General features: G+C 71.4%; 15 protein-coding genes and 1 pseudogene. 11 read left to right on the top strand and 5 right to left on the bottom strand.

Annotation, left to right across the window (positions count from 1 at the left end; genetic code table 11):
* The first annotated feature begins 77 nt into the window (after positions 1-77).
* Complete coding sequence (locus tag JHAT_RS01565; protein ID WP_077796181.1) at positions 78-467, top strand: hypothetical protein; 390 nt, start codon at positions 78-80, stop codon at positions 465-467.
* A gap of 32 nt (positions 468-499) precedes the next feature.
* A complete protein-coding gene (locus JHAT_RS01560) occupies positions 500-904 on the top strand; it encodes a hypothetical protein (protein ID WP_143660337.1) in 405 nt (134 codons plus the stop codon).
* 57 nt (positions 905-961) lie between these two features.
* Here JHAT_RS01560 and JHAT_RS01555 read toward each other — a convergent pair whose 3' ends face one another.
* Entirely contained in the window at positions 962-3,241 is a 2,280-nt protein-coding gene (locus JHAT_RS01555) for a transglycosylase domain-containing protein (RefSeq protein ID WP_077796179.1), read from the bottom strand.
* Between the two features lie 461 nt (positions 3,242-3,702).
* On the opposite strand from JHAT_RS01555, the gene wblA reads away from it, so the two are divergent.
* Complete coding sequence (wblA, locus tag JHAT_RS01545; RefSeq protein ID WP_171990696.1) at positions 3,703-4,038, top strand: transcriptional regulator WblA; 336 nt, start codon at positions 3,703-3,705, stop codon at positions 4,036-4,038.
* A gap of 42 nt (positions 4,039-4,080) precedes the next feature.
* On the opposite strand, the gene JHAT_RS01540 is transcribed toward wblA, so the two are convergent.
* Positions 4,081-5,508: an ArsA family ATPase gene (locus JHAT_RS01540; protein ID WP_077796177.1), complete on the bottom strand. Its 1,428-nt coding sequence runs from the start codon at positions 5,506-5,508 to the stop codon at positions 4,081-4,083.
* Entirely contained in the window at positions 5,505-6,482 is a 978-nt protein-coding gene (locus tag JHAT_RS01535; RefSeq protein ID WP_077796176.1) for an ArsA-related P-loop ATPase, read from the bottom strand. Before JHAT_RS01535 ends, JHAT_RS01540 begins: the two co-directional genes overlap by 4 nt.
* A 106-nt stretch (positions 6,483-6,588) precedes the next feature.
* On the opposite strand from JHAT_RS01535, the gene JHAT_RS01530 reads away from it, so the two are divergent.
* The 5 genes and pseudogenes from JHAT_RS01530 (at position 6,589) to JHAT_RS01510 (ending at position 9,720) form a co-directional block, all read left to right on the top strand.
* Positions 6,589-6,750 carry a DUF4177 domain-containing protein gene (locus JHAT_RS01530; RefSeq protein ID WP_003975360.1) on the top strand — a complete coding sequence of 54 codons (162 nt, stop codon included), beginning with the start codon at positions 6,589-6,591 and terminating at the stop codon, positions 6,748-6,750.
* Complete coding sequence (locus JHAT_RS01525) at positions 6,747-7,214, top strand: RidA family protein (RefSeq protein ID WP_077796175.1); 468 nt, start codon at positions 6,747-6,749, stop codon at positions 7,212-7,214. Before JHAT_RS01530 ends, JHAT_RS01525 begins: the two co-directional genes overlap by 4 nt.
* A gap of 389 nt (positions 7,215-7,603) precedes the next feature.
* Positions 7,604-7,822 (top strand): annotated as a pseudogene (locus JHAT_RS01520) (alpha/beta fold hydrolase); the annotation flags it as partial.
* Positions 7,823-7,963: 141 nt separating this feature from the next.
* Positions 7,964-8,881: an NUDIX domain-containing protein gene (locus tag JHAT_RS01515; protein ID WP_077796174.1), complete on the top strand. Its 918-nt coding sequence runs from the start codon at positions 7,964-7,966 to the stop codon at positions 8,879-8,881.
* Entirely contained in the window at positions 8,878-9,720 is an 843-nt protein-coding gene (locus tag JHAT_RS01510; protein ID WP_077796173.1) for an MBL fold metallo-hydrolase, read from the top strand. Before JHAT_RS01515 ends, JHAT_RS01510 begins: the two co-directional genes overlap by 4 nt.
* 6 nt (positions 9,721-9,726) lie before the next feature.
* On the opposite strand, the gene JHAT_RS01505 is transcribed toward JHAT_RS01510, so the two are convergent.
* Entirely contained in the window at positions 9,727-10,401 is a 675-nt protein-coding gene (locus JHAT_RS01505; protein WP_019329813.1) for a Crp/Fnr family transcriptional regulator, read from the bottom strand.
* A gap of 369 nt (positions 10,402-10,770) precedes the next feature.
* On the opposite strand from JHAT_RS01505, the gene nth reads away from it, so the two are divergent.
* Genes nth through JHAT_RS01490 form a run of 3 tightly spaced genes read left to right on the top strand, consistent with a single transcriptional unit; the run spans position 10,771 to position 13,737 of the window.
* On the top strand, positions 10,771-11,748 hold the full coding sequence (gene nth, locus JHAT_RS01500) for an endonuclease III (RefSeq protein WP_307718339.1): 978 nt from the start codon (positions 10,771-10,773) through the stop codon (positions 11,746-11,748).
* Between the two features lie 52 nt (positions 11,749-11,800).
* Positions 11,801-12,490 carry a CoA pyrophosphatase gene (locus tag JHAT_RS01495; protein ID WP_077796172.1) on the top strand — a complete coding sequence of 230 codons (690 nt, stop codon included), beginning with the start codon at positions 11,801-11,803 and terminating at the stop codon, positions 12,488-12,490.
* Between the two features lie 47 nt (positions 12,491-12,537).
* On the top strand, positions 12,538-13,737 hold the full coding sequence (locus JHAT_RS01490; RefSeq protein WP_077796171.1) for a MarP family serine protease: 1,200 nt from the start codon (positions 12,538-12,540) through the stop codon (positions 13,735-13,737).
* A gap of 60 nt (positions 13,738-13,797) precedes the next feature.
* On the opposite strand, the gene JHAT_RS35055 is transcribed toward JHAT_RS01490, so the two are convergent.
* Entirely contained in the window at positions 13,798-13,980 is a 183-nt protein-coding gene (locus JHAT_RS35055; protein ID WP_077796170.1) for a hypothetical protein, read from the bottom strand.
* Between the last annotated feature and the right edge of the window lie 110 nt (positions 13,981-14,090).

The following is a 14,090-nucleotide window of genomic DNA, read 5'->3' as shown; positions in this document are numbered from 1 at the left end:
CGCAGTCACGGGGTGGCGGGTCGCGATTTCGCCCCGGATGATCGCTGCGGCATTCTGAAAGTCGAATGGAGACAATAATGCGTCGATACCAGCAGGTCGCGTTCACGGTGGGCGCCGCAGCGGCTCTCACGATCGGGCTGAGCGGCAGCGCGATGGCGGGAACGGACTGCTACACGCAGGCGAAGAATTACTACGCGTCCATGGTGACGTTCACTCACTACGGGGAAAAGGTGAACATCATCGACGAGGAGGCGGACGGCCACTCGGCGGTCGCGATCTTCGATGTCAACACCGGCACGCCGAAGACCTACACCCTGTGGAATTCCAAGGGCAAGAGCACCAACACGCTCTACGACTTCGAGCTTCCCGAAGGAACGCCGGTCGTCATCCAGGCCTGCGTCGGCGAGTACGGGAGCAAGACGGTGATCTGGGACTCCTGCGGCCCGTGGGCCTTCGGCGAGGCCTGATACCCGTAGGAAACGACGAAAGGAAGATGACCATGCGCCGTACGGCGAAATGGGCCGCCACCGTGGCCGCCGCCTGCACGATGATCGGGTTCGCCGCCTCCTCGGCTCAGGCCGACGACGCGAACGCGGGCATCTACACGGGCTGGAACCAGGTCGGCTACTGCGAGTTCCGGCCCTATGGAGAGCACCTCATCATCAAGGACCGTGACGCCGACGGTCACTCCATCGTCGCGGAGCTCCGCGTCGACGGCTACGGAACGTACTACTACTGGAACAGCAACGGCAGCGGCACCACGCGCGACGTCAACCTCGACTTCGCCGAGGACCACCATGTGACGCTCCGCTGCCTGGTCGGCGACTGGCAGGGCACGCCCACCGGCGGAATCATCTGGGACAGCTACGACAAGATGATGGAGTGGGTCACGACCTGGACGTGATCCGGGCCCTGGAGCGCTCCGCGGCACCGCGGAGCGCTCCACCGCGCGGGCCGCGCGTCAGCGGCCCCCGGGGCCGTTGCCCGGTCCCTGGACGAAGCCGCCCGGGAAGGAGAAGCCGGGGTTCGGCTCGGTGCCGCCGTTGCCGCCTCCGTTGCCCCCGCCGCCGAGCAGGCCGCCGATCAGGCCGTCGTCACCCCGGCCCTTGTCCTTGTCCTTGTCCTTCTCCTTGTCTTTGTCCTTGTTCTTGTTCTTGTCCTTGTCGGTGTCCACGTCCGGCACGTCGACCAGATTGAAGGACGGGGATTCCTTGCCCTCCAGGGCACCGGTCATGGCGTCCTTCCAGATCGGACCCGGCACGCCGCCGCCGAAGACCAGATCGTGGTACTGGCCGCCGATCGTGATGTCCCGCATCTGGACCTTCTGCGTGGCACTGCCGACCCAGACGGCGCCCGACATGTTCGGCGTGTAGCCGACGAACCACGCGTTCTTCCGCTCGTCCGTCGTACCCGTCTTGCCCGCGTTGGCGCGGTCGCTGAGGCCGGCCGCCTTACCCGTACCGGAGTCGATCACGCCCTGCAGCAGGGTGTTCACCGTGTCCGCGGTCTTCTCGCTCATCGCGCGGGAGCACGTCGACTTCGGAACCTCGAGCGACTTCTCCTTGTCGCCGATCTTCTGCGTGATCGACTCGATCGCGACCGGCGTGCAGTACATGCCCCGGGAGGCGAAGGCGGCGTACGCGCTCGCCATCCTCAGCGGGGAGATGCCCTTGGAGCCGAGGGCGACGGCGGGCACCTCGGGGAGCTTCTCGCCGTTGCCCTGCACGACGTGCAGGGCGTCCGTCATCTTCACCACCGGGCACAGCCCGATGTCGGCGACCATCTGCACGAAGTAGGTGTTGACCGAGAGGGCCATCGCCTCCTTCAGCGGGTACGGGCCGACCTCGGACTTGCTCTCGTTGGGGACGGTCTCGTCGTCCTCGTTGAGCCAGGGCTTGCCGCTGCACGTCTGCACCGGCTCCGGATACGGCATCTCGTACGGCGACGAGTACACCTGGGTGGCCGGCCGCCCCTGTTCGAGCGCGGCCGCCGCGACGAAGGGCTTGAACGTCGAGCCGGTCGGGAAGCCGAAGTTGGATCCGCCCCACTCGTGGTCGACCGAGTAGTTGATCTCGGTCTCGTTCTTGCCGTAGCCGTACGGCTTCGACTGGCCCATCGCGACGATCTTGCCGGTGCCGGGCTCGACCAGCGTGCTCGCCGCCGCGACGGCGTCCGACTGGTAGACGTGGTCCTTGAGGGACTGCTGCACCGACTTCTGGGCCTGCGGATCGAGCGTCGTGCGGATGGTCAGGCCGCCCTGGTTCCAGATCTTGGCGCGGTCCTTGCGGGTCTTGCCGAAGACCGGGTCGTTCAGGAAGACCTCGTGCACGTAGTCGCAGAAGAAGCCCGCGCCCTGCGTCGCCGTGATGCAGCCGTTCGCGGGCTTGCTGATCTTCAGTCCGAGCGGTGCCGCCTTGGCCTTGTCGGCGTCCGCCTGGGAGATGTCGCCGACCTCGGCCATGCGCGCCAGCACCACGTTGCGCCGCTTGACGGCCTCGGCCTCGTCGTTGACCGGGTCGTACCGGCTGGGCGACTGGACGATGCCGGCCAGGAGGGCGGACTCCTGGAGGTTGAGGTCCTTGGCGTGCTTGGAGAAGTACCGCTGGGCGGCCGCCTCGACCCCGTAGGCCTGCTGGCCGAAGAAGGTGATGTTGAGGTAGTTCTCGAGGATCTTCTTCTTGCCCAGCTCCTCCTCGACCTGGATCGCGAACTTCAGCTCGCGGATCTTGCGGCCGATGGTCTGCTGGGTGGCCTGGGCGACCTTCGTCGGGTCGTCACCGGCCTCCTCGACGAAGACGTTCTTGACGTACTGCTGCGTGAGGGTGGACGCGCCCTCGGAGACCCCGCCGCTGCGGGCGTTCTTGTTGAGCGCGCGCAGCACGCCCTTCAGGTCGACCGCGCCGTGCTCGTAGAAGCGCGAGTCCTCGATGGCGACGATCGCCTTCTGCAGGTAGGGCGAGATGTCCTTCAGGCCGACCACCGTGCGGTCGCGCGAGTAGACGGAGGCGATGGTGCCGCCCTCGGAGTCGAGGATGGTGGTGCGCTGGCTGAGCGGGGGAGTCTTCAGGTTGGCCGGGAGTTCGTCGAAACTCTCCACCGAACCCTTGGCGGCCAGCCCCAGCGCGCCCACGGCCGGCAACGCGATGCCGGCCAGGACGGCTCCTGCGAGCACACTGACACCGAGGAACTTGGCGGCCTGTTGCGTTGGCGACAGACCACCGCCCGAGCGCTTCTTTGGCATGGGGGCAGCCTACGTTCTCATTCGCCGGACACGCGTATATGCCTTGGCCTAAGCTGCACCCAACTGTCACAGCAGTGCGGCCATGTATCAATACGTCCGGCGACCCCGAATCGTTCCGGACCCGCTCGATTTTCTTCCGAGAGGCCCCGCTGGGGGGCGCATTGGTGTGTGCGAGCGCGTGTCCGCAGCACAGGGGGTGCGTGTCCGGATCCACCTCGTGTGTCACCTGGTGTCCGTTGTGGTGAGCCGGGGATGACCCGAATGCCGGGTTCGACGCGCATGTCGCCCGCTCACTCCCCCGGGTGATCTGCCGCTTACGCATAGTCCGTTCGGGCCATTCAAGATTGGGCCCGAAGGGGGTGTTGCGCTGTGCCCGCCTTCCGTAACGTCCTCAACTGGCGGCGGTGAATATGCCGCTGCCGCCGTGGGGGAGCCTCGATTCGGGAGAGGACGGCGCCGGTATGGGCTGGGTAACCGACTGGAGTGCGCAGGCCGCCTGCCGCACTACCGATCCGGACGAACTGTTCGTGCAGGGAGCAGCGCAGAACAGGGCCAAGGCGGTGTGCACCGGATGTCCGGTGCGGACCGAGTGCCTGGCCGACGCGCTCGACAACCGCGTCGAGTTCGGCGTGTGGGGAGGCATGACGGAACGGGAGCGTCGCGCACTGCTGCGCCGGCGGCCCACCGTGACCTCCTGGCGCCGACTGCTGGAGACGGCGCGTACGGAGTACGAACGAGGGGCCGGTGTCGTGCCCCTCGACGACGAGGTCTACGAGAACTACGCGGCCGTGGGCTGAGGCGGCCGGGGGCGTTCCTCGGAAGCGGACGCCCCGGTCGGATCAGGCGCCGGGCTCGGGCAGCTCGGGCCGGCCCGTCGCGAGACGGGCCCCGATGTCCCGCAGCCCCGCCAGGTCGTGCACGTCGCCGGGCAGCGCGGCCACTTCGGTGACCGCCACCTCGGGGTGACGCGCGGTGAAGCGGTCACGCGTGCGCTGCTCGCGGGAGAGCAGGTGCATCCGCTCCGCGTGGAGCCTCAGCAGGCCCGCGGCGAGCTGGTCGACGGACCGCTCCGACGTGTCCTCCGACGTGCCCGGAGCCTCGGGTGCGCCCTCGGGAGCGTCCCCGGAGGTGTGTTCGGAGGCGTGCTCGGACGTCGTCGCGGCAGCCGACGGCAGGGGATCGGAATCGTGGTCTCCGGCAGGGTCTTCGGTGTCGGACGAATCTGAACTTCCGTATATGTCGGGGGAGTTACGAACTCCAGCTTTCCCGCCGTCCTGATCCACAATGCGGGGATCCTCAAGATTTTCCGCGGCGGCGAGCGCGCGCTCGGCCGACAGCCCGTCGGCGCCGCTGCCGTGGACGCGGTTGAGCACCAGACCGGCGAGCGGCATGTCCTCGGCCGCCAGTCGCTCCACGAAGTACGCGGCCTCGCGCAGCGCGTCCCGCTCCGGGGCCGCGACCACCAGGAACGCCGTCCCCGGCGCCTGGAGCAGCTTGTACGTGGCGTCCGCGCGGGTACGGAACCCCCCGAACATCGAGTCCATCGCGGCCACGAACGTCTGGACGTCCTTCAGGAACTGCCCGCCGAGCACCTTCCCGAGGACACCGGTCATCATCGACATGCCGACGTTCAGGAACTTCATGCCGGCCCGGCCGCCGACCTTCGCCGGGGCCAGCAGGACGCGGATCAGCCTGCCGTCCAGGAACGACCCGAGACGCTTGGGCGCGTCCAGGAAGTCCAGCGCCGAACGGGACGGCGGCGTGTCGACGACGATGAGGTCCCACTCGTCCCGCGCCCTCAGCTGCCCCAGCTTCTCCATCGCCATGTACTCCTGCGTGCCCGCGAAGCCCGCCGAGAGCGACTGGTAGAAGGGGTTGCCCAGGATCGCGGCCGCCCGGTCGGGATCCGTGTGCGCCTCGACGATCTCGTCGAAGGTGCGCTTCATGTCGAGCATCATGGCGTGCAGCTCACCGCCCGCCGAGTCGTCGACGCCCTTCACCCGGCGCGGGGTGTTGTCGAGCGAGTCGATGCCCATCGACTGGGCGAGCCGCCGGGCCGGGTCGATGGTGAGGACGACCACCTTGCGGCCCCGCTCGGCCGCGCGCAGGCCGAGGGCCGCCGCGGTGGTCGTCTTGCCGACGCCGCCCGAGCCGCAGCACACCACGATGCGCGTCCTCGGGTCCTCCAGCAGCGGATCGACGTCCAGCACGCGCGCGGCGGTCAGACGACGTCCGCCCTCTCCCCGCCGGTCCGGTTCCGGACTCATGCGATCCCCTGCCTCCGCAGCTCGTGGGCCAGTTCGTACAGGCCCGCCAGGTCCATTCCCTCGGCGATCAGCGGCAGCTCGTGCAGCGGCAGGTCCAACGCGCCCAGGGCCGCCCGCTGCTCCTGCTCCAGCGCGTACCGCTCCGCGTACTCGTCGGCCTGCGCCAGCAGCGGGTCCACCAGCCGCTCGGCGTGCCCGCCCCGCCGCGCCCCGCCGAGCCCGGCCCCGGACAGGGACCGCGCGAGCGCCGTGCGCGGCGTGCTCCGCAGGAGTTCCAGGTCGGTCGCGTCCAGCAGCGCGGGCCGGACCATGTTGACGACGACCCGTCCCACCGGGAGCCGGGCCGCGCGCAGCTCGGCGATGCCGTCCGCGGTCTCCTGGACCGGCATCTCCTCCAGCAGGGTCACCAGGTGCACGGCCGTCTCGCGCGACTTCAGCACCCGCATCACGGCCTGCGCCTGATTGTGTATCGGGCCGACCTTGGCGAGCCCGGCGACCTCGTCGTTCACGTTGAGGAAGCGCGTGATGCGCCCGGTGGGGGGCGCGTCCATGACGACGTAGTCGTACGCGAACCGCCCGCTCCTGTCCTTGCGCCGCACCGCCTCGCAGGCCTTGCCGGTCAGCAGGACGTCCCTGACCCCCGGCGCGATGGTGGTCGCGAAGTCGATCGCGCCGAGCTTCTTCAGGGCCCGACCGGCGCTGCCCAGTTTGTAGAACATCTGGAGGTAGTCCAGAAGGGCCAGTTCGGGATCGATGGCGAGGGCGTACACCTCCCCGCCCCCGGGAGCGACGGCGATCTTCCGCTCCTCATAGGGCAGCACTTCGGTCTCGAAGAGCTGCGCGATGCCCTGGCGACCCTCGACCTCGACGAGAAGCGCGCGCTTCCCCTCGGTGGCCAGGGCCAGCGCGAGGGCCGCGGCCACCGTGGTCTTTCCGGTTCCGCCCTTGCCGCTGACGACCTGGAGCCTGCTCACGTATTCGAGCGTAACCAGTCCGCCCGCGGAGTACGCCGGAGGCTGGGGAGAACGTGGCCGCGGTCGGCCGTCTGCCGGGCCCCGGGCAGCGGCTAGAGTCGCCCACATGACCAAGTGGGAATACGCAACCGTGCCGCTGCTCGTCCACGCCACGAAGCAGATCCTGGACACCTGGGGCGAGGACGGCTGGGAGCTCGTCCAGGTCGTGCCCGGGCCGAACAACCCCGAGCAGCTCGTGGCCTACCTGAAGCGGGAGAAGCAGGCGTGAGCGCCGTCGAGGAGAAGCTGGCCGAGCTCGGCCTGACGCTGCCCGAGGTCGTCCCGCCGCTGGCCGCCTACCAGCCGGCCGTGCAGTCCGGCCCGTACGTCCACACCTCCGGCCAGCTGCCCATGGTGGACGGCAAGCTCTCCGTCACCGGCAAGGTGGGCGGCGAGGTCACGCCGGAGGAGGCCAAGGACCTGGCACGCACGTGCGCGCTGAACGCCCTCGCCGCGGTGAAGTCCGTCGTCGGCGACCTCGACCGCATCGCGCGCGTGGTGAAGGTCACCGGCTTCGTCGCCTCCGCGACCGACTTCACCGGCCAGCCGGGCGTGGTCAACGGCGCCAGCGAACTCCTCGGCGCGGTCCTGGGCGACAAGGGCGTGCACGCCCGCAGCGCGGTCGGCGTGGCGGTCCTGCCGCTGGACGCGCCGGTGGAGGTCGAGATCCAGGTGGAGCTCACCCAGGCCTGACCCGCCCCGGCGGCGGTGCGGTCGGGTGCCGGCGGGGTCGGTGGGCCCTGCGCCGTCCGCGGTGCCCTGGTCGTGCTGCGTACGGGCTCCGCGCCCAGCGGGGCGCCCGGTCCCGCCCGTCCCGGAGCCGCCGACCCCTGTGGTGCGGTCGGGCCGGTCCCCGCCGTACGGCCGGGTCGGCCCCGTGTCGCTTTGCCGGAACGGCAACAAGCCTGGCCCACGGCCGGGCCGCCTCGCAGGACGGCCGCGACGCCCCGTGCGGCGGGGACCCGGCGTCCGCCGGGTCCGGCCGCCGCCGGCGCCGTGCCGACCGAGGTGCCCGGAGGAGCCATGCCGCAGTCGCCCGTGTCCGACCAGCCCCCCGTCCACCAGCCCCCCTCCACCGGCTCGTGCCGTCACCGGCGGGCCGGACCCACCTGGTGGAGCAGGGCAGCGGGCCCCTGGTCCTGCTGGTCCACGGCTTCCCCGAGTCCTGGTACTCCTGGCGCCGCCAGCTCCCCGCCCTGGCCGCCGCGGGCTTCCGCGCCGCCGCGATCGACGTGCGCGGCTACGGGCGCTCCTCCCACCCGGCCACCCTGCCGGGCCTGACCGCCTCGCACGTCGTCGAGGGCTGCGGCCACTGGCTCCAGCAGGAGCGCCCCGAGGAGACGAACCGGCTGCTCACCGACTGGCTGGCCGCCCTCCCCGGCTGACGCACTCCGTCCCGGCGGCCACTCGAACATCCGCCCGTCACCGGATAGCCTCCGGCCATGGCGAATGGGCAGGCGAATGGTCAGTGGTACCCCCCGGAGTGGCCGGACCGCATCCGTGCGCTGGCGGACGGCATGCTCACCCCGGTCACCCCGAGACGCGCGGCCACCGTCATGCTCCTGAAGGACACCGGCACCGGCACCGCCGTCCACATGCTGCGCCGCCGCACCTCCATGGCCTTCGCCGGGGGCGCGTACGCGTACCCGGGCGGCGGGGTCGACCCGCGCGACGACGACCGTGACATCGGCTGGGCGGGCCCCACGCGCGCGTGGTGGGCGGACCGGCTCGGCGTCGACGAGGCGGGCGCCCAGGCGATCGTCTGCGCGGCCGTGAGGGAGACGTACGAGGAGGCGGGCGTCCTGCTCGCAGGGCCCACCCCCGACTCGGTCGTCGGCGACACGACGGGCGCGGACTGGGAGGCCGACCGGGCCGCCCTGGTCGCCCGGGACCTGTCGTTCGCGGAGTTCCTGGACCGCAGGGGCCTCGTCCTGCGGTCCGACCTGCTGGGCGCCTGGGCCCGCTGGATCACCCCGGAGTTCGAGTCCCGGCGCTACGACACGTGGTTCTTCGTGGCCGCCCTCCCCGAGGGCCAGCGCACGCGCAACGCCTCCACGGAGGCCGACCGGACGGTGTGGATCACCCCGGCCGACGCGGCGGCGGGCTACGACAAGGGCGAGCTGCTGATGATGCCGCCGACCATCGCGACCCTGCGCGCGCTCGCGGAGTGCGGTACGGCGGCCGAGGCGCTCGCGTCGGCGCCGGACCGCGACATGACGCCCGTACTGGCCCGGGCGCGGCTGGTCGAGGGCGAGATCGTGCTCTCCTGGCCCGGGCACGACGAGTTCACCAAGCACGTCCCGGCCACCACGCCGACGCCGGCGACACCTTCCGACCCGACCGGGGGAGCCCCCGCATGACGGACGCAGCAGCACTGCCCGGCCAGCCGCGCGGCGGGGTCCTCTCGGGGCCCGCCACCGCGCGCGCGGTGAACGTCCTCGCGCCCAACGCCTCCGCGATGACGCTGGACGGCACGAACACCTGGATCCTCGCCGAGCCCGACTCGGACCTGGCCGTCGTGGTCGACCCGGGCCCGCTGGACGACACCCACCTGCGGAACGTCGTCGACACCGCCGCGCGGGCGGGCAGGCGCGTCGCCCTCACCCTGCTGACGCACGGTCACCCGGACCACGCGGAGGGCGCCGCACGCTTCGCCGAGCTGACGCGCACGAACGTGCGGGCGCTGGACCCGGCGCTGCGCCTGGGCGACGAGGGGCTGGCCGCGGGCGACGTGATCACGGTCGGCGGCCTGGAACTGAGGGTCGTACCGACCCCGGGGCACACCGCGGACTCCCTGTGCTTCCATCTCCCGGCCGACCGGGCGGTCCTGACGGGCGACACCGTCCTGGGCCGCGGTACGACGGTGGTGGCCCACCCCGACGGCCGTCTCGGCGACTACCTGGACTCCCTGCGCAGGCTCAGGTCGCTCACGGCCGACGACGGCGTGCACACGGTGCTGCCGGGTCACGGGCCGGTCCTGGACGACGCCCAGGGCGCCGTCGAGTTCTACCTCGCCCACCGGGCCCACCGCCTCGCCCAGGTCGAGACGGCGGTGGAGGACGGCTACCGGACGCCGGGCGAGGTCGTCGCCCACGTGTACGCGGACGTCGACCGGTCGCTGTGGCCGGCGGCGGAGCTGTCGGTGCGGGCGCAGCTGGAGTACCTGGGCGAGCACGGGCTCATCCAGCTGCCCGACTGAGGCCCGTCAGCGGGAGCGCTTGGCCAGCCGCTCCACGTCCAGCAGGATCACGGCGCGGGCCTCCAGCCTCAGCCAGCCGCGCTGGGCGAAGTCGGCGAGGGCCTTGTTGACCGTCTCGCGGGACGCGCCGACCAGCTGGGCCAGCTCCTCCTGCGTCAGGTCGTGCACGACGTGGATGCCCTCCTCGGACTGCACGCCGAAGCGGCGGGAGAGGTCCAGCAGGGCGCGGGCGACGCGGCCGGGGACGTCCGAGAAGACCAGGTCCGACATGGCGTCGTTGGTCTTGCGCAGCCGGCGCGCGACGGCGCGCAGCAGCGCGGTGGCGACCTCGGGGCGGACGTTCAGCCAGGGCTGGAGGTCGCCGTGGCCGAGGGCGAGCAGCTTGACCTCGGTCAGCGCGGTGGCGGTCGCCGTGCGCGGGCCCGGGTCGAAGAGCGACAGTTCGCCGATCAGCTCGCTCGGTCCGACCACGGCCAGCATGTTCTCGCGGCCGTCGGGGGAGGTGCGGTGGAGCTTGACCTTGCCCTCCGTGACCACGTAGAGGCGGTCTCCGGGGTCGCCCTCGTGGAACAGCGAGTCACCGCGGGCGAGGGTCACCTCACTCATGGAGGCGCGGAGCTCGGCGGATTGCTCGTCGTCGAGCGCCGCGAAGAGCGGGTTGCGCCGCAGAACGTCGTCCACGAGTTCTCTCCTTGTCGACCGGCTCAGAGGATCTTGTTCCCCCGGTGTACCAGGGGTCCGTGGTGCCCATTTTGCCGGACAGTCCAAACAGTGTGATCTGTCACAAGGATGCCGCACACATGTCCTGGGGTACGCGGCAGGGGTCCGATCGGGCGCCGATCTTCGGGGTCCGGGGCGGATGACGGTGCCGGGCCGTAGGCTGGCCGGGTGTCCAAATCGCCGGTGAGAGCACAGGCCTAGGGAGCTGCGCGGGTGGTTGTACGTCGCGATTCCGCTGTGGGCGAACAGGGCCCCGATGGCGGTAGGGAAACGGCGAAAACGGCAAAGAGGGCGGCGCCCGCCGAGCGAGTGACCGCGGAGAAGGGTGCCTTGACGAAGAACGCGGAAGGGGAACCGGCCGTGCCCGAGGGGTCGGAGCCCGTGAAGAAGGCGGCGGCCGCGAAGAAGGCGACGGCCCCTGCGAAGAAGGCGGCCCCTGCGAAGAAGGCGACGGCGGCCGAGAAGAAGGCGGCCCCCGCGAAGAAGGCGGCGTCCGCCGGGAAGTCCGTCTCCGTCCCGGCGAAGGCCCCGCGGAGCGAGTCGCGCACCGCCCTGGTCCGCCGTGCCCGCCGCATCGACCGCGAGCTCGCCGAGGTGTATCCGTACGCCCACCCGGAACTGGACTTCGAGAACCCCTTCCAGCTCCTGGTGGCCACGGTGCTCTCCGCCCAGACCACCGACCTGCGCGTCAACCAGACGACGCCCGCCCTCTTCGCCGCGTACCCCACCCCCGAGGACCTGGCCGCCGCCGACCCGGAGGAGGTCGAGCGGATCCTCCGCCCGTGCGGGTTCTTCCGGGCCAAGACCAGGTCCGTCATAGGGCTCTCCAAGGCCCTCACGGAGGACTTCGGCGGTGAGGTCCCCGGACGCCTCGAAGACCTCGTCAAGCTGCCCGGCGTCGGCCGCAAGACCGCCTTCGTCGTCCTCGGCAACGCCTTCGGCCGCCCCGGCATCACCGTGGACACCCACTTCCAGCGCCTGGTGCGCCGCTGGCGGTGGACCGGGGAGACCGACCCGGACAAGATCGAGGCCGCCGTCGGCGCGCTGTTCCCCAAGAGCGACTGGACGGACCTGTCCCACCACGTGATCTGGCACGGCCGCCGCATCTGCCACGCCCGCAAGCCCGCCTGCGGGGCCTGTCCCATCGCCCCGCTCTGTCCGGCGTACGGCGAGGGCGAGACGGACCCCGAGAAGGCGAAGAAGCTGCTGAAGTACGAGAAGGGCGGCCTCCCCGGCCAGCGGCTCAAGCCGCCGCAGGCCTACCTGGACGCGGGCGGCATCCCGGCACCGCCGCTGGGGGCCGGATGACGGAACGATCCCGGGGGCCCCGGGCGTTGGACACGGCAGAACGGGGGTGGCGATGACGCGGGCGGGCAACACTCAGGGCGTGGCGCTCAGCGAGGTGGGCCTGCCCGGCTGGCTGGAGCCGGTGGCGCGGGCCGTCCGGACGGTGCGGCCGGGCCAGCTGAGCCGCTTCCTCCCCCCGGCCGACGGTGCCGGGCGGCAGTCCGCCGTGCTGATCCTGTTCGGCGAGGGCGGTCGCGGCCCCGAGCTGCTGCTCATGGAGCGGGCGAGCTCCCTGCGCTCGCACGCGGGCCAGCCCTCGTTCCCCGGCGGCTCCCTGGATCCCGAGGACGGCGATCCGCAGGGGGAGGGCCCGCTGCGGGCCGCCCTGCGCGAGGCGGAGGAGGAGACCGGGCTCGACCCGGCCGGTGTGCAGCTCTTCGGGGCCCTGCCCAAGCTGTACATCCCGGTCAGCGGCTTCGTCGTCACGCCGGTGCTCGGCTGGTGGCGCGAACCCAGCCCGGTCGGTGTCGTCGATCCGAACGAGACGGCGAGGGTCTTCACGGTCCCCGTGGCCGATCTCACGGACCCGGCCAACCGGGTCACCGCCGTCCACCCCCGCGGCCACCGGGGCCCGGCGTTCCTGGTCGAATCGACCCTGGTGTGGGGTTTCACCGCCGGGATCATCGACCGGCTGCTGCACTTCGCGGGCTGGGAGCGGCCCTGGGACAGGGACAAGCAGGTCCCGCTGGACTGGCGGTCATGACAGGGTGACCGGTGTGAGCGTAGGACGACGAGGCGAGGCCTGAATCAGTGAACGTGCTGGACATCCTGCTGCTGCTGGCCGCCGTCTGGTTCGCGATCGTCGGCTACCGCCAGGGCTTCGTGGTTGGCATCCTGTCCGTGATCGGCTTCCTCGGCGGCGGTCTCGTCGCCGTCTACCTGCTCCCGGTCGTCTGGGACGCCCTGACGGACAACGCGGAGGTGAGCACGACCGCCGCCGTCGTCGCGGTCGTCGTCGTCATCATCTGCGCCTCCGTCGGCCAGGCCCTGACCACGCACCTGGGCAACAAGCTGCGCCGGTACATCACGTGGTCCCCGGCCCGCGCCCTGGACGCCACCGGCGGCGCCCTGGTCAACGTCGTCGCCATGCTGCTCGTCGCCTGGCTCATCGGCTCCGCCCTCGCCGGCACCACGCTGCCGACGCTCGGCAAGGAGGTCCGCAGCTCCAAGGTGCTGCTGGGCGTCTCCCGGGCGCTGCCCGCGCAGGCGGACACCTGGTTCGCGGACTTCTCCTCCGTGCTCGCGCAGAACGGCTTCCCCCAGGTCTTCAGCCCGTTCTCCAACGAGCCGATCACCAACGTCCAGCCGCCCGACCCGGCGCTCGCGGGCAGCCCCGTCGCCGCCCGCGCCAAGCGTTCCATCGTCAAGGTGGTGGGCACGGCCACCGGTTGCGGCAAGGTCCTGGAGGGCACCGGGTTCGTCTTCGACGAGCGCCGCGTGATGACCAACGCCCACGTGGTGGGCGGCGTCGACGAACCCACCGTGCAGATAGGCGGCGAGGGCCGGAAGTACGACGCGACGGTCGTCCTCTACGACTGGCAGCGCGACATCGCCGTCCTCGACGTACCGGAACTGCGGGCCCCCGCGCTGCGGTTCACGGACGAGGACGCCAACAGGGACGACGACGCCATCGTCGCGGGCTTCCCGGAGAACGGGGCGTACGACGTGCGGGCCGCGCGGGTGCGCGGGCGCATCACGGCCAGCGGCCCGGACATCTACCACCGCGACAGGGTCCGCCGCGACGTCTACTCGCTCTTCGCGACCGTCCGTCAGGGCAACTCCGGCGGCCCGCTGCTGACGCCCGAGGGCGAGGTCTACGGCGTGGTCTTCGCCAAGTCCCTCGACGACCCGGACACCGGCTACGCGCTCACCGCGGACGAGATCCGCGAGGACATCATCGAGGGCCGCACCGCGAGCCAGCAGGTGGACAGCGACAGCTGCGCGCTCTAGGGCCCGTGGCGAAAGCGGCCCCAGGGGAGTCCGGTTCCGCGGACGCGGGCCGCGTGGCGCTCAGCCGCGCGGATGACGCAGGCGTACGGAGACCCAGCGGGCCCTGCGGCGCAGAATGCGCGGAATGCCCACCCTCGGATCCGCTCCCGCCAGTTGCGGGGTGCCGCCGCGTCGGTGGGTGCTCGCGCCGCTCGTGGAGCGGCCGTCGCGTGCTACGTCACTGTAGTCGTGCGTCCAGCCCATACCCGGACGTCTGCCCCCGCCCCAAGGTCGATAACCGCTCGGGGGGCGCCCAATTGGCCTATGCGCCGGGCAAGTGGCCGTTCATAGGACAAGCATTCCGGTTCGGGTAC

The organism is Streptomyces sp. JHA26, from assembly GCF_002005565.1.
Classification (GTDB): Bacteria; Actinomycetota; Actinomycetes; order Streptomycetales; family Streptomycetaceae; genus Streptomyces.
The sequence above is the reverse complement of the archived record's forward strand: the minus strand, read 5'-3'. Positions and strand labels throughout refer to the sequence as shown.

Coding starts and splice junctions, on each gene's coding strand:
- JHAT_RS01565 (WP_077796181.1), top strand. CDS start 78: ATGCGTCGATACCAGCAGGTCGCGTTCACGGTGGGCGCCGCAGCGGCT.
- JHAT_RS01495 (WP_077796172.1), top strand. CDS start 11,801: ATGACGCGGGCGGGCAACACTCAGGGCGTGGCGCTCAGCGAGGTGGGC.
- JHAT_RS01510 (WP_077796173.1), top strand. CDS start 8,878: ATGACGGACGCAGCAGCACTGCCCGGCCAGCCGCGCGGCGGGGTCCTC.
- JHAT_RS01560 (WP_143660337.1), top strand. CDS start 500: ATGCGCCGTACGGCGAAATGGGCCGCCACCGTGGCCGCCGCCTGCACG.
- wblA (WP_171990696.1), top strand. CDS start 3,703: ATGGGCTGGGTAACCGACTGGAGTGCGCAGGCCGCCTGCCGCACTACC.
- JHAT_RS01555 (WP_077796179.1), bottom strand. CDS start 3,241: ATGCCAAAGAAGCGCTCGGGCGGTGGTCTGTCGCCAACGCAACAGGCC.
- JHAT_RS01515 (WP_077796174.1), top strand. CDS start 7,964: ATGGCGAATGGGCAGGCGAATGGTCAGTGGTACCCCCCGGAGTGGCCG.
- JHAT_RS01530 (WP_003975360.1), top strand. CDS start 6,589: ATGACCAAGTGGGAATACGCAACCGTGCCGCTGCTCGTCCACGCCACG.
- JHAT_RS01540 (WP_077796177.1), bottom strand. CDS start 5,508: ATGAGTCCGGAACCGGACCGGCGGGGAGAGGGCGGACGTCGTCTGACC.
- JHAT_RS35055 (WP_077796170.1), bottom strand. CDS start 13,980: ATGGGCTGGACGCACGACTACAGTGACGTAGCACGCGACGGCCGCTCC.